This window comes from Sphingomonas sp. LM7, assembly GCF_002002925.1.
GTDB lineage: Bacteria > Pseudomonadota > Alphaproteobacteria > Sphingomonadales > Sphingomonadaceae > Sphingomonas.
In genome coordinates this window covers 3,519,382-3,542,036 of sequence record NZ_CP019511.1, presented here as the reverse complement: position 1 = coordinate 3,542,036, position 22,655 = coordinate 3,519,382, and the positions used below count along the sequence as shown (strand labels likewise).

Sequence of the window (22,655 nt, the reverse complement as noted above, 5' to 3'; positions counted from 1 at the left end):
ACCTGGATTCAGCGCAGGCGCGCGAACCGGACGTTGCGCGCGCGCTCGACACTGACCGTCAGCGCAGTCACCTGCCCCGACTCCCCGCGCACGAAGCGAACCGTGACGCCCTCTGCCCTGAAGCCGTCGCGGTACACCGGCGTCAGCACCTGGCTCGCTTCTGGCCGGCCGCGGATGCGCCAGACGAGTCCGTCGGTTCCCACCGCGATGTCATAGGTCGCATCGATTTCGTCGCTGGCATATCGGCCGGCATAGTCGTCGAGCTTCACCGATCCGATCGCGACCGGCGCAGTGCGCAGGAACACTGCGATATTCCCGTCGCGCCCGGTGACCTCGATCCGGTCCTTCGACACGATCCGGCTTTCGTTCGCCTGATAGCGCGCAAGGTCGAGCGGGGTGCCGGAAGCCTGATCGACGAACAGCCCGTCGAACGTCTTTGCCGGCCGCTCGGCCGCCGGCGCCTTGGGCAGGAACAGCGCGGCGACCTTTCGGCCCATGCCGGTATCGGCATCCGCGGCATTGCACAGCAGCGCCACCGACAGCCGGCTCGCCGGATAGCGGCCCAGCCACGCGCGATAGCCCGCGGTCGAGCCTGCGTGCGCGATCTCCTCGACTCCCTGGAACCGGTAATTGAACAGCCCGCGGCCATATGTGAGCTTGCGGCCATCGCGCAGCGTGCTCCGCTCCGACAGTTTCGTCGTCACGAAGCCGCCTAGCTTGCCGCTGTCCAGTGCGCGATTCCAGATCAGCAGGTCGCCCACCGTAGTAAGCAGCCCGCCATTGCCATAGGCGTTCTCGAACGGCATTTCCTGCTGGTAGCGCTCACCCGTCCGCTCATAGGCCTGCGCGCGGCCGGGAACGATCCGCCGATAATCGTCCCGCCACTGGCTGTGCGCCATGCCCAGCGGGGCGAAGAAAACCTCCTGGCTATACTGCGCAAGCGTCTTTCCGCTGACCCGCAGGACGATCTCGGTCATTAGGTTGTAGCCGCTGTTGGTATAGCTCGATTCGGCCCCGGGCGCGTAGTTGAGCGCCTTTTGCCGGGCGATGATGGCGAGCACGTCGGCCTGGCTGTGCACGCGCGTCGTCCGCGGCCAGCCCGCCAGCGCCACCACCCCGCCCCAGTCGCGCAACCCGCTGGTGTGGTTGAGCAGCATGTCGACCGTGATCGTCGCGCCGTAATCGGGCAGTTCCGGGATGATCGTGCGGACGTCGGTCTCGAGCGTCAGCTTGCCGGCATCGACCAGCGTCAGGATCGCGGCGGCAGTGAATTGCTTCGAAACCGATCCCGCCTCGAACACCGTGTCGGCCGAGTTGCGGATGCCATGCTCCAGATCGGCCATGCCATATGCGCGGGTCAGCACCGGCTGCCCCGGCCGATCGACTGCCACCGCGCAACCCGGAGTCTGGTTGCCGAACTTCGAGAAGATCGAGTCGATATCGGGCGTCGATACCGGCTGGGCGAAGGACGGCGTGGCAAGCGCCAACAGCAGCAGCGCGCCGTATTTCCGATATGACAGGCCGCGGCGGCGTGAGCGCATGTACATTCCCTCCGGTCTCGTGCCCGTCCGGCACGAGCGCGGGAACCTGCCCGCGATCGCGCCGGAGCGACAGCGTTTCGTCAGAAGCTGATCTTCGCGGCCATCGAGAAATAGCGGCCGATCTGGTCATAGTGGATCTGGCCGGTCGTGGTGAGCGGCGGATCGATGTCGAACAGATTGTTGACGTTGGCGGAGAGCGTCAGATTGGCGATCCGCACGCGCGCGCCGAGATCGATATAGGTCCGCGCCGAGATCGCGTTGTTCTCGATATCGAGCAGGTGGTTCCAGGTGCCCCCGCCGACATAGCGCGCGCGGGCGTCCACGCTCAACACCTCGTCCTGGTAGGTCAGGCTCGCCGTGGCGCGCCACTTTGGCGTGCCGAACGGCACCGCTTCGCCGACATCGCCGACATATTCGATCTTCGACACGCCATCGTCGGTGGTCAGACTGGGCACATAGGTGGCCAGTCCGCGGAAGCGCAGCGAGCCGGGCACCGACGCCGACAGGCTAGACAGCGGCAGCAGATAGGACGCTTCGAAATCGATGCCGTGAGTCTTGTACTCGGCCAGGTTGACGAAGGTCGCGAACACCGTGGTGATCACGCCGTTCGCGCGCACGATCTGGCCGCACAAGGCGGTGTTGCCGTTTGCGCAACGCGTGACGATGTCCTGCCCGCTGAGCGTCGCGATCGCGCCCTTGATGCGGATGTCGAAATAATCGACCGACAGGTTCAGCCCGGGAATGAACGGCGGCGAATAGGATCCGCCGATCGTCGTCGTCTCGCCGATCTCGGGATCGAGCGCGGGGTTGCCGCCGCCATAGGTCACGATCTGATACGTGGTCTGGGTGGTCGGATCGGCGATGTTCGACTGGGTGGTCGAACGCGTGTTGAACAGCTCGCTCAGGCTGCCCGAGCGGATGTCGCGCGATCGCGATGCGCGCAACAGCAGGTTGCCATAGATCCGATCGGTGAGGCCCAGCTTCCAGGATCCGACGCTGCCGGTATTGCTGTAATGGCTGTAGCGGCCGGCGGCGCTGAATTCGAGCTTGCTGAAATCCTGGTCGAGCAGCGGCACTGCGATTTCGCCAAAGCCTTCCTTGACGTTGAACGCGCCCTCGATCGACGAGAAGTTGAAGGTGGTGAACGCCTGTGCCGCCGAGAGCGGGTCGAGCCCCCTCGACCCGATCGATTCCCAGCGGGCCTCGGCGCCGACGGCGATCGATACCGGCCCGGCCCATAGCGAGAAGGGGTCGCCGCGCAGGCTGACCGCTGCGGTATCGAGCTTGGTGGTGTTGCGGACATGCGCCGCCGACGAGAAGGCGTAGGCGACCGCCGCCGGATCGGCATTGCCTTCGCCGAACAGGTTGAGCGGGCGGCATGCCGTCGTCGGATCGGTCAGCGCGACGCGGCAGATCGGCGCGCCGCCGGCCGGCGACGCAACCACGTCGATCGCGCGGTTGAAATTGGCAGTCAGCTTCTGGTTGAGATAGCCGCGATCGTCGGACAGCTGGCCATGGCCGTAATAGGCGCTGTACCGCCACTTCCCGTCGGCGAAGGATCCGTCGACGCCGACCGCCACGTCGACTGTCTCGCGGGTATAGCCGAAGGTGCGATAGCCATAATCCTCGAACACGCGGCCCATCCGGAAGCTGGTCTGCCCGGCCAGGAGCAGCCGATTGCGGATCGCCGTGGGCAGGAACGGATTGTCGCGCGATACGGTGATGTTGTCGCGGTTGCTCTCGGCATAGAAGGGATATTCGGCGGACATCCGCGAATAGCTGCCGTCCACCCAGAATTTCGCGTCGCCGACGGTGAAGCTGGCACGGGCATAACCATTGAGCCGCTCGTGCGGCGCCGACAGCGCAGTCTCGTCGCGAAGGCTGGTGCCTTCGCCGCCGACCATCACCTGGGTGCCGCGCGGGCTGCCATATTGGAATGGCCGCAGCGTGCCGTCCTGGTTGAAGGTCTGCCCGGCAAGGACGCCGGTGGTGATCAGGCCGCCGACGCTGGCGTTCGAATAGTTCACGTCGCGCGCGATTACGAAGGCATGCGCCGAGCCGGCCGGGTTGGTATAGAGCGTGGTGCTGCCCAGATTGGGCCGCGTGTCGCGATCGAGCACGCCTTCGTCGTTGAAATATTGCGCGCCGATCATGAAGTGGCCGGCGCCGCCCGCGAAGCTCGTTCCGAACGCGCCGTCGAAACCATAGCGATACGCGTCGCCGCGCGACGAGATGCCGGTCTGCGCGCCGATCGTCAGGCCAGCGAGCTTGTCGTCGAGCAGGATGTTGACCACGCCGCCGACCGCGCCCGAACCCCATGCCGCCGATGCGCCGCCGGTGACGACTTCGACGCGGCTGATCAGCCCCTGCGGCACGGTGTTCAGATCGCCTGCGCCGGTGAAGCGCCGCCCGTTGAGCAAGGTCAGCGTGCGCGAGGTGCCGAGGCCGCGCAGATCGGCCGGCGACGATCCCGATGCAGTGCCCGAGAAATTGGTGACCGGCGTGGTCGATGCGCGGAACTGCGGCAAGTCGTTGAGCACCTGCGCGATGCTGGGCCGATCGCCGCGAAGCAGATCGTCGCCGCCGATGACCGTGGTCGGCGTCGGCGCATCGAAGCCGGCGCGATCGATACGCGATCCGGTGATGACGATGTCCGGCTCGCCCTCGCCCGACTCCGCCTGGTCTTCGACCGCCGGAAGCGTGGCTTCCTCCACCGCCGCTTCGGCGGACACCTGGGCATTCGCTGCTGTCGAGGCGAAGGCGACGGCACCGGCGGCCGTGGTGAGCATCAGGAGACGCCGTAGATCCCAGGTTTTCATGTCTTCCCCTTTTTCTGGGGCTTCGTTCGGAAGCCGACCCGCTGGGGAGTAGACGTCGGCATTCGAGGTTTCCGAATGTGGCGGGGCCTCTTTTTTAGGGACGATGCATTCGCCACGGTTTGGCGGGGCAAAGCTAAGGCGCTTCAACCGGGATTGCGCCGCGAGAAGATAGCAGCGCGCGACGCGGGAGAATCCTCGCGAGACCACCGCTGAATGCTACGGGTTGCTTTTTGCGCGTCGCCTGACGACGGCCGATGCATCGGACCGACGACTTGCCTAGCGGCGCGGTTGTATCGCCTTCTGCCGTCTGAGTTCTTGGACCCGAGCGGGTGCGGCGCTCAATCGGAACGAAAGATCACACCATGACCCATTGCACGCCTCCGATCATGCTTGCCGCGCGTCCAGGCGCCGGCCCAGTCCGAGAATGCGGGCGTCGCCATGGTCGAAGCGCGTTGGCGGCTTTCGCCCAACCCGAGCCTCGGCGTCGCCTATGACGGCGTATTGGGCAAGCGGCGGCGATCACCGGGGGCTTCCGGTTCGTCTTCTGACGATTGCTCCCCGGCGGCCGGGTTCGTTCCTGAATCTGGCCGCCCGGCGGCGCATTGCCGCCCGGGAAATAGCTATTTCTGCCGGTTCAGCAGTGCAACGATCTGGCCCAACCGCGGCGTCAGCGTCGCGCTGAGCATCAGGTCGCCGCCGTTACGCTCGGCTTCAGGTCCGAAGTCGCGCAACAGATGGCTTCGCACGACCTCTGACACGGCGCCCTGGTCCTCCGGGAATTCCGGACGTGCCATCAGATCGGTGACATGCGCGTCGTCGGCAATCCGGTCTCCGGACAAGTCGCCGATCCGCTCGAAGATGATCGAATAGGCAGTGGGAACGCGCAAGGAGCTGCTCGCCGCGATCAACAGCCCGTCCAGCAGCATGATCCGCGGCATCGGCACGACATTGAGGATCAGGAACGACGGTACATGCCGCACGCTGTCGCTGCCGATGGCGAAGACCTGCCCCTCGACCGGGAACATCGATCCGCCATAGCGGATATTGTCCGCCCCGAGCTCGAACCGCAGCATACCGCCGTTCTCGCGCCGGATCATGCCGTGCTGCTGGCAGAAGCGGCCCGGCTCGAATACCGAGGCATGGGTGGTACGCCAGAACCCCTCATAGGCTTCGATCTGCGAATCCACCGAATTGCGCACCACGTCGAGCAGCTGGCTCGACAGGCTGAGGCTGATCGATTCCGCCGGCGACGGCGCGATATCCACGCCGAACAGGCTGGCGAAATCGGGCATGTCGCGTTCCCAGTCGAGCAGCGTCAGCCCGGGACGCTTGTTCGCCAGGAAATGCGTGAGCCGCTCGAGATTATGGGGCGATGGCCGGACGCTTCCCGAAGCCCAGCGGCCAACCAGCGACTTGTCGACCCCAAGCTCGGACGCCAGCCGCCCCCGGCTCATCGACAGGGCTTTCAGACCAAGATTTAAACGTTCCGCGAAATGGTCCGACATTACTCTTGGTCCCTTCCTGCGGGCCCGCGCGGTCCCCACCGCCGGCGCATTACGCTGGGCCTTGCGCTTCATGGCTCTCGCGAGCCCGCAGGCAAAGCGATAGCGGCACACGTCACGGTAGATGTATCCTGACGTGCAAAATCCGTATCGAATGCTGCCGATCATGGCCGGTTGGACGTCAGCGCAGCGTGCGGATCCAGTCCCACATCGTCTGGCCCGACAGATCGTCCTTGCCCAGTGGCAGTCGCCGGGCGGCCAGCGCGCGCGTTTCCTGCGGCGTCATGCCGAAGCGGTGGCGAAAGGCGCGCGCGAAATTGGTGCGCCAGGCGAAGCCGCAGCTTTCGGCGATCTCGGCGATCGGCTTGCCGCGCTGCGCGGGATCGCGAAGCAGGGCATGGGCCAGCTGCAGCCGGTGTTCGCGCAGGCTGGAAGCGAACCCGCCATGCGATTCCATCAGATAATAGAGCTTGCGCCGCGAGATGCCGAATCGCGCGGCGACCTGATCGGCGGTCAGGTCCGGGCTGGCCGCTGCATCGTTGAGGAAACGGCGGATCTGCACGGTCAGGATCGGATTGATATCGCCAGCTTCTTCCGATGGCCGTTCCGAATTGAGCACTGCCGCGGCGAGCGCCAATGTCGGCCCCGCGACCGCTTCCGCCTCGGCGCTGCTCATCGTGCGGGCCGACTGAAACAGGCCGATCATGTGGTTGCGCAACAGCGCGGCCAGCGGAGAACTTCCCGCAATACGGCGTAGATTCTGTTCGTCAGGCGCATCGAGCAACGGCGCGAGCAGGCGGCGCGGCATGGTGAGGTTCAGGCTGTTGATCGCGCTTGTCGCGGTGGCCTGGCGTTGGGCAAGATCGGCGATCAGCAGATCGCCGGGCCCCGCCTCGCTCCCGGCGGGCCCATCGCGTTCGCCGTGCCGGCCAGACAGGCAGAATTGCAGCGTGATGTGATCGAGGCCGTCGCGTCCGATCCGCGCGCGGGACCGATCGAACGTCTGCGGGGTGCTGCGATAGGCGGTGAGCACAATCTGGCCGAAGTGAAACGCCTCGGCACGGAAATGGAACCTCGCGCTTTCGCTGCCCCGCGTTCGCACTTCGTAAAGCGTGCCTACACTCTCCTGCCACAGCGTCATGGCCTCGTCCGCGCGCATCTGTGCGGTGTCGAGAAGGCTATGCGGGATCTGCGCCACAGGTCTGCGATTTTGACTGTGCACTCTGCGACTCCACCGCACGGGCGTCCAACCGGCGCGTGTCTCAATACTCGAAGGTCGGCCTCCCGGGCAAATGCGTCGGCCTTGGGAGTATCGAGACGGTCGGCTTTGCAGAATTAGGCGGAATCTCCCTGTTCCTGGTCTCCTGCACGCATCGGCTGGAGCAAATTCTCGTCAGAAGCCGATCTTGATCCGCAGCGAGGCGCGGCCTTCGCGGGTGCGGTCGGCGAAGGCCGATTCCGCCGCGACGCCAAGCGATACGTTGTCGCTAACCTTGGCATCGATGCCCGCGCCCAGCGTGCCGACCCAGCGCGACATGCGCGCCCCCTCGACCGTGAACGCTCCCAGTCCCGTCGGCGCGCCCGCGAAGCGCATGCCGGCGAGCGAAGCGAGATCGCCGTCATTGTAGCGGACGCCGACGCTGACGAAGGGCATCGCGCTGCCCGAACCGGTCTGGATCACCTGGCCGAGGCGGAGCTCTCCGGTCGCAGTGAACAGGTCGCGGTCTGCCGCGGCGACATCGAGCCCGACACCGCCCGAAGCGCGCTCGGCAAACGCGTCGCGCGTGTCGTGGGTCTTGGTGGCGCTCGCGATCACAGCAGCGCGGGTGCCGCCGCCCAGATCGGCGCGGTAGCCGATGCTGGCGCCGATCGAATAGCCGTCGCTGTCGGCGTCGCCCTGCGCCGTGCCGGTGCTGGTGCCGATCGCGATCGCGCGCAGCGTATCGAAGTCACCCTTGTACCAGGTGCCCGCGATGCTCGCGAAGGCCGAGCCGTCGTCATAACTTAGATAGCCGCCGGCCTGGTACAGCGTGCCGTCCATGCGCGAGAGGCGGGCATCGACTCCGGCATCGAGTTGCGCCGCGCCGCCGGCCACGCCGATCGCCAGATTGCCGAGCTGGAGCTCGCCACCCATCGCGACGCCCGCGACCGTCGTCTCCAGCGTCGCCTGGCCGATATTGCCCTTGAGCCGCTGATAGCCGCCATAGGCCTGGGTCCAGACTGCACCGCCATTGCCGTCGGCATTGGCCGAATCCTGCGCCGCGGCGAGCAGATTGGCACGCATCGGATCGGTCGCGGCGGTGCGCGTGCCGGCCAGCGTGCTCTGCGCATAGGACGTGCCGGTCAGCCCGTCGGTGCCCGAGCCGATGCGCTGACGCAGCAGGTCGGTGAACAGATTGTTGGCCATGATCGTCGAAGTCGACAAATCGGCCAGCGCCTCGCCGCTGAGCGTATCGAAGCTGCGCGCACGATCCGCGAGCGACAGCGAACCCAGCGAATTGAGCGTCGCCGACCATTCGTCCGAAGCCTCGCCGGCGCCGCCGGTCAGCGCATTGGCGACACTCTGCTGATTGGGCGTGCCGCCGGGAAGATCGGCGAAATCGACGCCCTTCTGGAGCTGAAGCACTACGGCGTTCGGCACCAGATCATAGCGAAGGCGCCACTTTAGGTTCGGGTCGGTGACGACATCGGCGAAATTCAAGCCATTGGCGAAGGTGCCGGTGAGGGTGCCCGACTGGATCAGCACATATTGCTGACTGAACAGATAGTCGCTGGTGCCGCCGATCGAAGCGATCTGCACGGTCCCGCCGCTGAGCGCCGTCGCGCCGCTCACCCGGATCGTGTCCGACGCGAAGCCGGTGCTGCGCCCGCCGACGTCGAACGCCAGCGTTCCGCCGCTTACCGTGAGGCTGCCGGCCGAGAACGACCCGAAGGTCTGCGCTGCGCCGGTGAGGCCGCCCGGCGAAAGCGTGCCCGAGCTGACCGTGAGATTGCCCGCGAGACTGCCCTGGCCGATCAGCGTGCCGCCCTGGATGCGCAGGCTGCCCATGCTGCTGCCGGCAAAGGCGAGCGAGCCAGCGGTGAGATCGATCCGCCCGGTGTGGGCGAAATCGCCGATAAGCGTCATCCGGCCGCTGCCGAGCTTCTCGATCGATCCGCCGCCGGTGATCGCGCCGCCAAAGCCGAAGTCGCTGTTCGCGCCGCCAACGGTGAGGCGCCCTGCGCCGAGCGCCAGCGTGCCGCCGCCATTCGCGCCATTGAGCAGCGCGCCGATCGTCTCGCTGTACCCGACAAGGCTGAAGGTTGCGCCGGTATCGAGGCCGACGATGGCGCTGTCGGAAAGCCGCTGGTCGGCGCCGAGCAGCAATACGCCCTCCTCGATCGATACGAGGCTCGCGCCGGACTGCCCGTTCAGCGTCGAAGTGCCACCCAGCTGGACCAGCGTGCCGGTGCCGAGATTGGCACCCACGGTAGCGCCGGTCAGCTGATACTGGCCCGCGGTGAGCGTTCCCGCACCCGCAAGCGTACCGCGGAACGCGGCGACGCCGACGGTCTCTTCGAACCCGCCGAGATCGAGCGTTGCGCCGGCATCCACCCGCAGCGTCGCCGTATCGGCAAGCCGCTGACTCGCGCCAAGTTGCAGCACACCGCCCTGCACCTGGACCTGGTCCGCTGCAGCGCTGCCGTTCAGCAGCGACGTGCCGCCAAGCTGGAGCAGCGTACCACCGCCAAGGTTCGCGCTTACGGTCGCGCCGGTGAGTTCATACTGGCCCGCCGTCAGCGTGCCGGTGCCCGCGAGCGTGCCACGGAGCGCGGCGACGCCGACGGTCTCTTGGGACCCGCCAAGATCGAGCGTTGCGCCGGCACCCACCAGCAACGTCGCCGTATCGGCAAGTCGCTGGCTCGCGCCGAGTTGCAGCACACCGCCCTGCACCTGGACCTGGCTCGCCGCCGCGCTGCCGTTCAGCAGCGAGGTGCCGCCAAGCTGCAGCAGCGTACCGCCGCCCAGGTTGGCGTTCACGGTCGCGCCGGTAAGTTCATATTGGCCGGCGCTCAGCGTGCCGGTGCCAGCGAGCGTACCGCGCAGCCCGACTGTGCCGACAGTATCCTCATATCCCGCCAGGTCGAGCGTCGCGCCCGATGCGACCAGTACGGTCGCGGTATCGGCCAGGCGGTTCGACGCGCCCAGCACCAGCGTGCCCGCCTGGACCTGCACATCGGCCGCCGCAGCGGCTCCGTTCAGCGTCGAGGTGCCGCTCAGCTGGTACAGGGCGCCGCCACCGAGATTGGCGTTGACCATCGCGCTGCGCAGGACCTGCGTCGCCGCGGTCAGCGTGCCGGTGCCGTTGAGCGTGCCCGTGAGGTCGAGGCTCGCGACGATCTCGCTGTTGCCCTGCAGGTCGATCACCGAGGCCGCATTGGTTGCGACCAGCGCGCTCGCGTCGGCGAGAACGTTCGACGCGCCCAGCACCAGCGTGCCGTCGGCGATCAGGGTGGTGCCGGTATAGTTGTTGGTGCCCAACAGAGTGACACTCGCGCCGTTATGGATGCGCAGGCCGCCGGTGCCCGACAGCACGCCGGCGAAGTTCGAAGTGCCGCCGACCAGGTCGAGCGTGGTCGCCCCCAGCGCGACATTGCCGGTGCCGCTCAGCGCACCGACCGTCTCGTTGGCGAGAAACTGGAGCGACGCCCCGCTGGCCAGCGAGACCGTAGAGGTCGCGCCGATCGTGCCATTGCCGCTCGACACGATCGTCCCCGAATTGATCTCAAGCACCCCGCCCGTGCCGTTGATGCCCGTCAGCGTCCAGACGCCGGTGCCGTTCATCACTCGGGTTTCGAAGGCGAAGACAGTATTCATGTCGAGCGTGCCGTTGCCAGCCCCCTCGATGACGAGCCTGTCAGTGCCCGCGCCGCCGTGCAGGATCGTGCCTGCGCCGAGCGACAGGCCGGAGACCAGCGTCAGCGTGTCGTTGCCGCCGCCCAGCCCCATCGTGCCGGAATAGGCGCCTGCGATCCGCACGATGCTGGCGTCGGTGCCGACGATCTGTACGCCGCCAATTGCGGTCGATCCCGCCTGGAGATCGATATTCGCCGCACCGAAGCTGAGCAGCGCCCCCGCCCCACCACCGAGCGTACCGCCGGCCCGATTGACGAAGCTAAGCGCACCTGTGCTGTTGATGCCGAAACCGGCCTGCGCGTCGGTGCCGCCCTGGATCGTGCCCGTATTGGCAATGCTGCCGCCCGCGGACAGCCCGATCGCATAGCCGGCGCCCGTGCTGAGGATCGTGCCGCCATTGGTGATATCGGCAAAACCGTGGGCATCGAGCGCGTTCTCGCCCTGGAGCGTAGCGCCCGAAGCATTGGCAAGCGTCAGTGCGCCGTTGGAGACGATGCCGCGCGTGCCGTCGATCACGCCGCCGCTCAGGTTGTTGATCGACCCGCCCGCCATTTCGATTGCGGCGAGGCTGGTGGGGGTCGTGTAGGTGCCGCCGGTGAGCGTGCCGCCGATAATGCGGCCGGAATTGTCGATCGTGGCGGTATTTGTGCTGCGAATGCCGCTGGTCGTCCCGGCGATGTCGCCGGCGTTGACCAGCACGAGCGGGCCCGCCGACGCGCTGACGCCGTAGGACGCGCCGCCGACCGTTGCGCCGGCATTGTTGATGAAGGTCAGCGCGCCGCTGCCGGTATTGGCGACGACGCCGTTGATGATGCTATTGTTGATGATCGAGGCCGCGGCAGGCCCGGAATTGACCACTGCGTTCTGCACAATGCCCGAATTCACGAACGCACCGCCATTGGCGAGCGTCAGCGCAATGCCGTTGGCACCCGAAAGCGTGCCGCCGTTCACCACGGTCGAGCCGTCGAGCACGCGGACGCCGTTCGCGGCGGCGGTGGTGCCGGCGAAGGTCAGCGTCTGCCCCGCGGCCAGTCCGGACACGGTAACCGTGCCGATCCCGGCGATGTCCTGCGCCACGCTGCCAGATGCCGGCTGGACATAGGCGAGCGTGCCGTTGGCGAGGATGCTGGCGCCCGAGATCGACGCAGTAGTTCCCTGGAGCGTCGCGCCGCCGTTGATCGTGGTCGTGCCGGCCCAGCTATTCGCGGCATTGGTCAGCACGATCGTGCCGGTGCCTGCGATTACCAGTTCCTGCGCCGGATCGACGCCCGCGGCGTTGCCCTGGCTGATTGTGCCGGTGAGCGTGGCGACCACGCCGGCCTCGGCCCGAAGCGTAGCGGGATCCGCGGTCGAGGGAGTCTGGACTTCTAGGCTGATATTGTTGGCGTAGGTGCCGGTCGCACCGAACACCGCAGTCGGATCGATCAGGTGGATCGTGCCGGTGCCGAACGCGCCTTCGGTCGCAGCACGGATCGTGCCGCCATCGACATAGATGTCGCCGGTCAGGCCCGTCGTGCCGTCGAAGGTGATCGTCCCCGCGGGCGTGCCGTTGCCGGCATAGATGGTGGCGTCTGGAGCCGCGCTGGCGCCGGTCAGCGTCAGGTCGCCCGAGAGCAGGCCGAACGCGTCGAAATTGATGAAATGGTCGAGCCCGATCGCGCCGGCATTGCCTGCGCCGAAATCGGCGAACAGCGTATCGGTGCCCAGCCCGCCATCGATGATACCGGTGATCGTGCCGCCGTAATTGACGAACACATCGTCACCCGCGCCGAGACTGGCCGAGCCGATCGATCCGGTGGCGGTGAGGGTGATCGCGTTCACGCCGGTGCTGGCCGAGGAGTCATAGGTCCCGTCGAGCGTGCCGGCGATGGTGACGTTGCGCGCGCCGCTTCCGGTCGCGCGGACCAGCCCCGTGACGGTCGAACCCGCCTGCAGATCGACATCGATACGGCCGCCGCCGCCCAGCGCCATCGCGCCGGTCCCGCCGGTGATACTGCCGCCGGCAAGGTTGGTGATCGTCGCGTTGCCGCCGTTCACGAAAACGCCGAAGCCCTGGTTGGCGTCATTGCCGCCGGCGATGCTGCCGCTGTTGGTCAGCGTGCCGCCCTGAACGGCGAAGGCGACGCCGGCCATCGCACCCGCGGCGATGTCGCCCGAATTGACGAGGGTCAGTCCGCCGCCGCCCGCCTGCACGCCATATTGGCCGGCATTGATCGTGCCGCTGTTGGTGACGCTATGGCTGGCCGAGGTGGTGGTGACGATGCCGCTGCCGGCGTTGATCGTGCCGGCATTGACGATGGTGCCCGCCGCCCCGGTCATCAAGATGCCCCAGGCGCCGTCGGTCCCGGTGGCGTTGAGCACGCCGCCGGCCTGGTTGGTGACGGTGCCGCCATTGACCAGCGTGACTGCATTGTCATGCGTGGCGGTGATCGTGCCCGCATTGGTCAGGGTCGAGCCGCTGCCGAGCGTCACGCCGCGGCTCCCGGTGATCGTGCCGCCCGCCAGATTCTCGACGCTGCTGTTGGTCGCGCCGCTGACCGCTGCGACGAAGCTGCCCGATGCGGTGATGCCGGTGATCGTGCCGCTGTTGACGATGCGGGCGTCTGCACCCGTCAGCTGGATCGCGCCCGCCGCAGTGCTCGTCATGCTGCCGGCGTTGTTGAGCGTCAGCCCGGTGCCGCTGCCGCTGACCACCGAAGCGTTGGTGCTCGTCACGCTGCTTCCCGCGACGACATCGATCCGCGCGCCGCCACCGCTAAACGCAATCGAGCTGCCGCTGGTCGACCAGCTCGCAGCCTGTCCCGCAGTGCCGATGGTGAGCCCGCTGGAGGCCCCCAGCGTCCACCCGCTCTGGCCACTCTGCGTGCCGGTGAGCGTCAGGTTGCCCGATTGGGCGCTATGGCTTTCGAAGCCGACAAGTTTGGCCAGGCTCAGGCTAGCGCTGTTGCCCAGGCCCAGATCGCTGGTGAAGCCGTCGGTTCCGGCGCCGCCGTCGATCAGGCCGACGCTGCCGCCACGATAGACCAGCGTGTCGTTGCCGGCCCCGAGATCGATACGGCCATTGGTGATCGACCCCGCCTCGAGCGTGACCGAATCCGCGCCGTCGCTGAGCGCGATTGCAATGTTGCCGCTGATCGTGCCCGACGAGACCAGCGTGATGCTGGCGCTGTTCAGCCCCAGAATGCCGTATCCGACGCCGGAGATCGTGCCGCGGTTGACGATGTTCATCGCCGCAGAACCGGTCGAGATACCGATACCCAGCGTGCTGCTGATCGTGCCGCCGGTATAGTTGTTGATGGTGAGCAGGCCAGTGCCGCCCTGCTGGGCAATGGCGTCGAATCTGTTGGAGCTGATCACGCCGTAATTGTTGACGACCAGCGCGCCCGCGCCGCCCGCGAGATGCACGATAGCGCTGTCGCGCCCGTTGATCGTGGCGGTGTTATTGCCCGCGGAGCCGTTGGTGATCGTGGTCGTGCCGGTCGGTCCGGAGATACCGATCGCGGCAGCAACGCCGAAGTCGGCGCCGGTCCCGACACTGGTGATCGACCCAAGGTTGGTGATCTTCGAGCCTGGAGCGGAGACGCGAACGCCCAGATACTGGCCGCCCTGGATTGCGCCGGTGGCGGCGACATTGAGCGTCGTCGCGGCCGGACCGTTGAGGTTGATCGCGCTGGCATCGCCGCCCGAACGGGTGCCGCCGAAGCTCCAGCTGCCCGCCGTAACCGTGAGCGCGCCGCCGGTGACGTTGCCGCCATAGCTGCCCGAAGCATTGGCAAGCGTCAGCACGCTGCCGCCGGCGATCGTGGTGGTGCCGGTGCCGGTTAGCGAGCCGATTATCTCGGAACTCAGTACCGAGAAATTGGTGCCCGATGCGACATCCACCCGGCCGGTATCGGCGATCGCCGCACCGTTCTGCACCGCGAGCGTGCCGCTGAGGATCGCCGTGATGCCGGTATAGTCGTTGACGCCGCCGAGCGTCAGCGTGCCGGTGCCGGTCTTGGTCAGCCCGCCGCCGAGATGCACGCCGCCGGTGAAGGCATAGTTCGTTCGTATGGTGCTGGTATGGTCCTGCACATATGCCGACGTGTCGCCCTGGTTGTTATAGCCGGGGGTGCCGGTATCGGTACGCGCATTGGCGGCCAATTGAACATAGGGTGCAGGCTGCCCCTGATAGGTGGCGCCATAGACATTGTACCAGGCGAGGTCATCGATCGCCGCAATGCTCGAACCTGCGGTAGACAGGCGATAGTCGCTGGCATTGCCGCCGAACAGCAATGCCGCGGCTTCCTGTCCGGTATAGGTGGGTGGATTGGTCGCCCAGGCCGGACCGTCCGATACGGTCCAGCTGCCAATATATACGGCCGGTGTGCTGTCGGTGATCTTGCCCGAGAAGGTAGTCGAGGTGTTGTCGCCGCCCACGGTAAGCGTGCTCGCCTCGATCTGCGTCGTGCCGGCGCCCGACAAGCTGCCCACCGCTTCCGATGCGGCAAGCTGCAGCGTCGTGCCGCTGGCGACCGATACCGCGCTGGTATCGCCGATCGCGGCGCCGCCGCTCGCCCTGAGCGTCCCCGCGGTAATGCTGGTCGCCCCGCTATAGCTGTTGGTGCCGCTCAACGTGACCTGCGCGCCAGAGCCGGCATCGACCTGCACCGAGCCGGTGCCCGAAATCCCGGCTGCGAAACCGCCATCGACCGCCTGGGTAAAGACCAGGTTGCCGGAATTGGCGACGCTTCCACCCGAAATGGTGCTCGTCGTGCCGCGCAACGTGGCGGACGACCCGATGATCGTCGCCCCGCTCCAGCTGTTGGTGGCATTGGTCAGCGTATAGTCGGCGCCACCGAAGCTTATGCTCTGTGCGGATGCGCCGGCGCTGCGGCCGATGCTGCCGGAAAGCGTGATCGCGCCACCCGTGCTGACCAGGCTGGCGCGGTCGGTGGATAGCGCGCTTTGAAGGTTGATCGCATTCGTATGGGTTCCGCCGCTGCCAAACTGGACGAAGGAGTTGTCCATGTAGATCGTGCCAGATCCGAAGGCCCCGCTCCCCGATCCGATCAGCCGCGCGCGGCTGTTTAGATAGATGTCGCCGGTCAGCCCGCTTGCGTTCAGGAGCTGGAGAATGCTCTCGTCATTCGCCTCCCCGGTGACGTTCATCGTTATTGCCCCGGTGGCATAGCGCAGCGACAGTGAACCGCTGGTCACGTTGTAGCGCTCGAAGCCGCTCACCTGGCTGCCGACCACCAGGATTGCGTTATTTCCGGTTCCCAAAGCCGTGTTGAATATGTCGGTGCCGGCGCCGCCATCGATGTTCATAGCGAGGGTGCCGCCGCCCCAGGTGAAGCTGTCGTTCCCGCTGCCCAGGCTCGCAACACCCGCAAGCGTGCCCGTGCGCGTAACGGTGACGTCGTCGGTCGAATTACCGGCGGATAGGTATCCACCGTTAAGGAAGCCGGCGATCCGGATCGTCCGCCCGCCGTCGCCCGCGCTTCGGATATTGCCGCTGGTGCTCGATCCCTCTGCGAGATCGACCGTGGCTGCGTTCGCGCCGTCCAGGTCGATCGCCACGCCTCCGCTGATTGCGTAATTATTGGTGATGCTGCCGCCGTTGGACAGGCGGATCGCCGTTCCGGGGGAATCGACGAAACCATTGTTGACGATCGTGCTGCGGCCGCTGTCGTCGATCCCGACGCCGCCGGCATAGATCTCGCCTGCGCCGTGAATGGTGATATTGTGGCTCGCGCCGCTCGTCACCACGCCGGTCCCGGCTTGAATTTCGGCATCGATGCCGATCGATCGGGTCGCGGCCAAGTTACCGTTGACCGTCGAGGACACGCCGCTGGCGAAGAAGCTGTTCGCGCCGATGTTCCCGGATACGCTGATCGCCAGCGCGCCCCCGCTGGAAACGTCGATTCCGACCCCCGAGCCGATGCTCCGGGCGTCGATCGCGCCGCGGCTGGTAACCGTTGCCGCGCCGCTTCCCCAATCCGCACGGATGCCAGTATCTGCGGTTATCGCGGCCACGTTGTCGATCACGAGCGCACCCGAACCACCAGCAGAGGAGGCGGAGATGCCGTAGTCGATTGCCGAGAGCGAGCCTCCGGCAATCGCGATGTCCACTGTGGGGCCCGAAGCGTGAATCGCGGCTGCATGCCCCGAAAAGACCGGCGACTTGAGCGCGATCTTCACGCCGGTGCCACCCGAGGCACCGATGCCATAGCCGCCAGTGTTCATATCCGTCACCGAGCGCAGCCCGCCGACGCCGCTGCCATAATCGATCAGTTCGGCACGCCCCGCCGCAGAGAGGACGATGCCATAGGCTCCCGACGCCTCCAACGTGGAGGCGGAATCATTCTCCGAAATATGGAAGATGGCGTCGTGCGCATTCGAAATGAGCTGGATCGCGGCGGAATAGGCGGTGCCGGAAAGCCGATTGATGCCGGTCGTGCGAAGGACCGCGTCGCCGCTGGGCGCAACCTGCCGATAGGCGTCGTTCGACAATGAGCCCGTGTTGGAGATCGTCACGCCATTCATGGTCACGGGATCGGAAGTCTGAACAAAGAGGCCTTGGCCCGTCCCGGTCCTGTCGAGGACCCCGTCGAGATTCGATACGGTCACGGTGCCGCCGCCGACCGCATAGTCCTGCGCCCATGCCGGCGCGGCAAGCGCAACGGCCAGGACAGCGGAGGAGCCGAGCAGGGCGCGTCGGGCTGAAATTCCGCGCCGTCCAGCGTCATCGACACGCACAAGGCCACACGCCGACGCACGCGCGCCGTTGCCACGATCGATCATAACGCTCTTACCCCCACCGGTCAGCCCGCCGAAAACTCAACAACGGGCGCTAAACGGATGTAAAATTGCGATACTTAACATCTTCCTTAACGTCGAGCGGAGAGCCCCGTGAAACAGCGCAAATTCGATGGTTGCGCGCGCACTGCTGCGGGATAATTACCCGACCGGGGTCCGCTCCACCTGCACGCTCGTGCCGAGGCGGAATGCGCCGAGAGCCGCGTCCCATCCCTGCGCCTTGGCGGAATCGTCGGCATTGGCGAGGCGAATGGAGAAGCGCGGATCGTCGCGAAGGCGCGAACCCGGATCGGGCAGCGCCAGCAGCAGATCGTAGGTGCCGGCCGGCACGTCGCGCGGCGCCGCCGCTGCCAGCCGCACGCGATGATCGGCCCCGGGGAGCCAGTCGCGCGGGTCCACGGCTTCGACGGGGAGGCGCTGCACGGTGCCCGTCGCACGGTCGCGCAGCAGGATCTCGACGCGGCGGGGGTTGTATGGCTTGGCCCAGCCGTCGTTGCGGATCGTCACCGTCACTGTGAGCGCTTCGCCGGCCACGATGCGCCCGGAATGCGCCGCGTCGATCAGCCGCAGGCGATAACCCATCCGCGCCGCGACTTCCTCCGAACAGCCGCTGGTGCGCCAGGCATCGTGGAACATCCGGCGATAATAGTCCGCGTTGAGATAGGTGAGGTTGTAGCGTGCGCCTTCGCCCAGGATGTCGGCGCAGCGCGTCCGCGGCGTCGCGCCCTTGTCGTCCGCCGGATTGCAGGTCTCGCCGCCGAACGGCGCGGCATCGCCGAGCCGGTCCATATCCGCCTGCTCCGCCGCGCGGGCTTTGGGATCGTCGCTATAGGTGCCGACATCGGTGCCGCTCGCCAGGAAGCAATCATTGTGGAAGCCGATGCGGGCGGCATTCTGCGTCGCCGTCCACGCCTGGATATAGGGCGGATAGCGGAACTGGACGAAGCGGTCCGACGGCGCGGCGGCGAGCAGCGCGTCCTTGATCGTCGTGCGCGCGGCGGGTTCGGTCAGCCCGTTCGACGAAGTATGCCATTCGCCCCAAGCGCCGACGAAACCGGCCTGCAGATAGGCGATGACGTCGTCATTGGCGCGGAGCACCGGCTTGAGCTGCGACAGATGCTCGAGCACCACCGGCAGCGCCGCGTCCTTGGCGTCGCGATATTGCGTCTCGCCGCGCGGATAATTGTAGACCGCCCGGACGATCAGCTTGACCCCCGCCCGCCGCGCCGCGGCGAACCCGGCATCGAGCTTGTCGAGATAGGTGCGCGGCAGCGTGCCGGTGCGATAGGGCTCGAGGTTGATCCGCGCGTAGATCAGCCGGTAGCCGTCGCGATAGGCGGCTTCGAGGAACGCCGGGTCGATCCGTTCGAGATCGCCCTGCCCCGCCCGGTAAAAACCGCGCTCGGGGTTCGGCAACGCCGCGGTGGCCTCGGTAAAGGTCACCGAAATTTCCGGCTCTGCGCACGCTGGTACCCCCGCGGTCAGGAAGAGGCTCGCGCAGGCGCATAGCCCGTTGCGGAAGAAGTTCATGACGCAGTCCTCGCTTTCGCCGGCGCGCGCGGCGCGCCGGCGGTGATCCATCGGGAATGGCCGCGCTATCGCAGCGCCGCGTCGGCCCAGGTGGTGACCAGCGGCAAGTCGCTGCGCAGGTCGTCCGCCGCCGTCACGATCTCGATCAGCTTCTTGCCGCGGATGTCGGCCGTCAGCGGCCGGGCAGCATCGCCAAAGCCCATCGGCGCGGTTTCGGCGAGCAGCGTGCCGTCGCCATAGACGAGGAAGCGGACCTTATCCCTGGTGTTGCGTGTCGAATCATCGACACCGACCAGCGCGTCGAAGCGCTTGTGCCCGCCGGTATTGCGCACTTCGAGCCGCGACCGGGCAAGCACGCCGATCCCGGTATCGAAGCGGCGCCCGGCGATCTGCAATGCCTGGTCATACGGCGTCGAATCCGCCTGCGCGCCGCCCCAGCCGGCGTAGATCGGCCGCTCGCCGGTATCGCGCGTGCCGCTCCATTGCCCCATCATGCGATGGACCACCGGGTCCGCCTCGGGTGCGACGATGCCGTCGGCGGCGACGTTGATGTCGCCGGGGATCTCGGAGAGATAGACGCCGTCGGCCAGGCGGCGTTCGCCGTTTGCCTCGAAGATCAGCGTCTGGCGCGGCGCGAGCGTGAAGCGCGTCTCGCCCTTGAACGGCACGAGCGTCGACTTGTCCCACAGGTTGCGCAGCCGGATCGGCGCAGCGTCCGAGAATTTGAGGTGCGCCGCGGTCAGATCGACTTGCGCCTGCCCCTGCCCGCGGTTGAACAGCGCGACGGCCTTGCGCCCGCCGCTCAGCGTCTTGACGATGATCTGCACGTCGTCGCTGGCATAGGCGATCACGCCCTGATGCCCGCCGCGATCCTGGTTGACTGCGACGATGTCGGCATTGCTCCAGATGTCCATCAGGCTCTGCGGCGCATTGCGCAGGTCATAGCCGATCAGCAGCGGCGCATTGATGATCGCCCACAACGCGAAATGCGATTGCGCCTCGGTCAGATGGCGCTCGTCGAAATCGCCATGGCCGATGAACAGCATGTCGGGATCGTTCCACGCGCCGGGCCTGGCATAGAGCGCTCGCGTCGAGGCGCTGTCGAAATTGTGGAGCATCCGCGTCCAGTTGGGCGTGATGTCGCCGCTGGTGCGCCACAGATGGCCGACCTGCTTGCCCCAGCTGCGCACATCGGCACTGCCCCAGGCACAGAGCGAGAAAATATAGTCGCCGTCGGGATTATGCCGCTCCAGCGCATGCGCCACCGTCTCGTAGAGCGCGCGCACCGCAGGCACGTCGGTGCGGTTGATCGATGCCTGGTCGATCAGCGGGGTCACGGGCGTATAGGCATGTTGCTTCACGATCGCGCTGCCGGGTGCGTAGACGTTGATCCCGCACGCATCGACCTTGATATAATCGAAGCCCCATTCGCGGAAATAGAGCGCGATATCCTGATCGACATGGCCGAACAGCCCGACTTCGCGCTCGGCAGTGGTGCCTTCGGGCAGATTGGGCGAGTGGAGGTCATAGGCCTGCGAACAGGCGTTGCGCCCGACATCGGTGTAGATGCCCGCCTTGAGCCCCATGCCGTGCAGCCGATCGACGAACGGGCGAAAGCTGGTGTTGCCGCCCTTGCCCACCGCCGAGGGGAAGATCCTGGTGCGGATCTGCATCCGCCCGTCGCTGGTGCGGCGCTTGAGCCACCAGCCATCGTCGACATTGACGTAGACATAGCCGAGCTTTGCCAGCCCGCTATCGACCAGCTTCTGCGCCGCGCCGATCACCTTGGCCTCGTCCACTTCGGTGCGGAACGCGTTCCACGAGCTCCAGCCCATCGGCGGAGTCCGCCCCTGCTTGCGTTCTGGCAGGCTCCAGCGGCCACTCGGCGCGAGCGGATCGGCAACGGTCTGGCCCACCGCCGGCGACGCAGCGGCAAGCGACACTATGAGGGCAAAGGAAGAGGCGAAACGGGTGCGCTTGAACATGGAATAGCCTGCTTGAGAATAGGAGTTCGTACGCCGGGTCATGCCGCGGCCTTGCCCATGCATTGATCGATATATTCGCCGTGCTCGGGCAGCGTCGCCAGCCGCGCGGCCACTGCACTGCGCATCCGCGCGAGCTGGGTTTCCAGCGCTTCGGGGGGCGCGGCATTGGCCACCGGATGGAAGCGCCTGGGCGTCATCCCCTGCCCGATCAGCACCGACGCCCAGCTGCCTTCCTTGAACAGGTCGTGCGGCTGCTCGATGAACAAGCCTTCTTCTTCGAACAAGGCGAGCCGTTCGGCGAGGGTGTCGGGGATCGTCATGTTCCGGCAGTGCTTCCAGAACGGGGTGTCGTCGCGCTCGGTGATTTTATAGTGTGCGATGATAAAATCGCGCACGCGCGCCCATTCCGTCGCCATCATCGCATTGAATCGATCCGCCGCGACCCGGTTCACGCGATCGCCGCGGGGGAACAGCGCGATCAGCTTGGCGAGCGCCGACTGGACCATGTAGATCGACGTGCTTTCCAGCGGCTCGAGGAACCCGCCGGCAAGCCCGAGCGCCACGACATTATGGTCCCAGGTCTTGCGCCGCCGCCCGGTGACGAAGCGCAGCATCCGCGGTTCGATCGTCGCGGGCGTATCGAGCCGCGACAGCAGCGTCGCGGTCGCCTCGTCCTCCGACACAAAGGCATCGCAAAACACATAGCCGTTGCCGGTGCGGTGCTGGAGCGGGATGCGCCATTGCCAGCCGGCGTCGAGCGCCGTCGAGCGCGTGAAGGGCGAGAGCTGCGCCAGCCGGCCGCTCTGCACCGCCACCGCGCGGTTGCACGGCAGCCATTCGCTCCAGTCGTCATAGCCCGCGCCCAGCGTCTGTTCGATCAGCAGCCCGCGAAAGCCCGAGCAATCGAGGAAGAAGTCGCCGGCGACCTCGCTCCCGTCGCGCAGCGCGAGTGCGGTGACGTCGCCGCTCTCGCCGTCGCGCCGCACGTCCTGCACCATGCCCTCGACCCGCACGACGCCCAGCCGCTCGGAATAGCGCCGCAGCATCGCCGCATAGAGCGCGGCATCGAAATGATAGGCGAAGTGAAGCTGATGCTCGCCGGGCTGGCGGAGCTGGGTCATCCCGAACCGTCCGGCCATCGCCGCCCGGCTTTCGAGATTATAGTCGAGATAGTCGCTGTCGCCGCCCTGCGCGCGGTGGCGCAGCCAGTGCTGCAGGAAGCCGACGCCGTTCAGGTCGGTGCCCACCGGGCCGAAGGGATGCAGATAGCGATCGCCGCGCCTGCGCCAGTCGACGAACTCGATGCCCAGCTTGAAAGTCGCCTCGCAATTGCGCAGCACGTCGATCGCGCTGATGCCGAGGATCTGGTGGAAGGTCTCGATCAGCGGGATCGTCGCCTCGCCGACGCCGACCGTGCCGATCTCTTCCGATTCGACCACGGTGATCGAACGCTCGCCGGTGCCCAGCGTGCGGGCGAGGCAGGCGGCCGCCATCCATCCCGCCGTGCCGCCGCCCAAGATCACGATGCGCCGCATGACTCCTCCTCTCGAAAGGCGCCGGGCGCCGATGTCTTCCAACAT

8 protein-coding genes are annotated in these 22,655 nt (G+C 66.7%); all 8 read right to left on the bottom strand.

Annotated features, from left to right (window positions below):
* Positions 1–8: 8 nt before the first annotated feature.
* The 8 genes from BXU08_RS16450 to BXU08_RS16415 all read right to left on the bottom strand — a co-directional run bounded on the left by BXU08_RS16450 (position 9) and on the right by BXU08_RS16415 (position 22,610).
* Complete coding sequence (locus BXU08_RS16450; protein ID WP_171982552.1) at positions 9–1,541, bottom strand: serine hydrolase; 1,533 nt, start codon at positions 1,539–1,541, stop codon at positions 9–11.
* A gap of 80 nt (positions 1,542–1,621) precedes the next feature.
* On the bottom strand, positions 1,622–4,360 hold the full coding sequence (locus BXU08_RS16445) for a TonB-dependent receptor plug domain-containing protein (RefSeq protein WP_077511033.1): 2,739 nt from the start codon (positions 4,358–4,360) through the stop codon (positions 1,622–1,624).
* A gap of 620 nt (positions 4,361–4,980) precedes the next feature.
* Positions 4,981–5,814: a helix-turn-helix transcriptional regulator gene (locus tag BXU08_RS16440; RefSeq protein ID WP_077511032.1), complete on the bottom strand. Its 834-nt coding sequence runs from the start codon at positions 5,812–5,814 to the stop codon at positions 4,981–4,983.
* A gap of 229 nt (positions 5,815–6,043) precedes the next feature.
* Positions 6,044–7,003 (bottom strand): helix-turn-helix domain-containing protein, encoded by a 960-nt coding sequence (locus tag BXU08_RS16435; protein ID WP_171982551.1) that lies wholly within the window; start codon positions 7,001–7,003, stop codon positions 6,044–6,046.
* Positions 7,004–7,255: 252 nt separating this feature from the next.
* The gene (locus tag BXU08_RS16430) at positions 7,256–17,287 is read right to left on the bottom strand and encodes an autotransporter-associated beta strand repeat-containing protein (protein WP_253190612.1); all 10,032 of its coding nucleotides are present in this window, start codon (positions 17,285–17,287) and stop codon (positions 7,256–7,258) included.
* A 414-nt stretch (positions 17,288–17,701) separates the two neighbouring features.
* Positions 17,702–19,090, bottom strand: coding sequence for a DUF4832 domain-containing protein (locus tag BXU08_RS16425; RefSeq protein ID WP_077512523.1), 1,389 nt, complete (start codon positions 19,088–19,090; stop codon positions 17,702–17,704).
* Between the two features lie 65 nt (positions 19,091–19,155).
* Positions 19,156–21,075, bottom strand: a complete 1,920-nt coding sequence (locus BXU08_RS16420) for an NPCBM/NEW2 domain-containing protein (RefSeq protein ID WP_077511029.1) — start codon at positions 21,073–21,075, stop codon at positions 19,156–19,158.
* A 38-nt stretch (positions 21,076–21,113) separates the two neighbouring features.
* Positions 21,114–22,610 carry a tryptophan halogenase family protein gene (locus BXU08_RS16415; protein WP_150125553.1) on the bottom strand — a complete coding sequence of 499 codons (1,497 nt, stop codon included), beginning with the start codon at positions 22,608–22,610 and terminating at the stop codon, positions 21,114–21,116.
* Positions 22,611–22,655: the final 45 nt, after the last annotated feature.

Bases quoted from the DNA above. Each gene is read 5' to 3' on its own strand.
- BXU08_RS16425 (WP_077512523.1), bottom strand. From the start codon at position 19,090: ATGAACTTCTTCCGCAACGGGCTATGCGCCTGCGCGAGCCTCTTCCTG.
- BXU08_RS16420 (WP_077511029.1), bottom strand. From the start codon at position 21,075: ATGTTCAAGCGCACCCGTTTCGCCTCTTCCTTTGCCCTCATAGTGTCG.
- BXU08_RS16450 (WP_171982552.1), bottom strand. From the start codon at position 1,541: ATGCGCTCACGCCGCCGCGGCCTGTCATATCGGAAATACGGCGCGCTG.
- BXU08_RS16440 (WP_077511032.1), bottom strand. From the start codon at position 5,814: ATGAGCCGGGGGCGGCTGGCGTCCGAGCTTGGGGTCGACAAGTCGCTG.
- BXU08_RS16415 (WP_150125553.1), bottom strand. From the start codon at position 22,610: ATGCGGCGCATCGTGATCTTGGGCGGCGGCACGGCGGGATGGATGGCG.
- BXU08_RS16430 (WP_253190612.1), bottom strand. From the start codon at position 17,287: ATGAATGGCGTGACGATCTCCAACACGGGCTCATTGTCGAACGACGCC.
- BXU08_RS16435 (WP_171982551.1), bottom strand. From the start codon at position 7,003: ATGACGCTGTGGCAGGAGAGTGTAGGCACGCTTTACGAAGTGCGAACG.
- BXU08_RS16445 (WP_077511033.1), bottom strand. From the start codon at position 4,360: ATGAAAACCTGGGATCTACGGCGTCTCCTGATGCTCACCACGGCCGCC.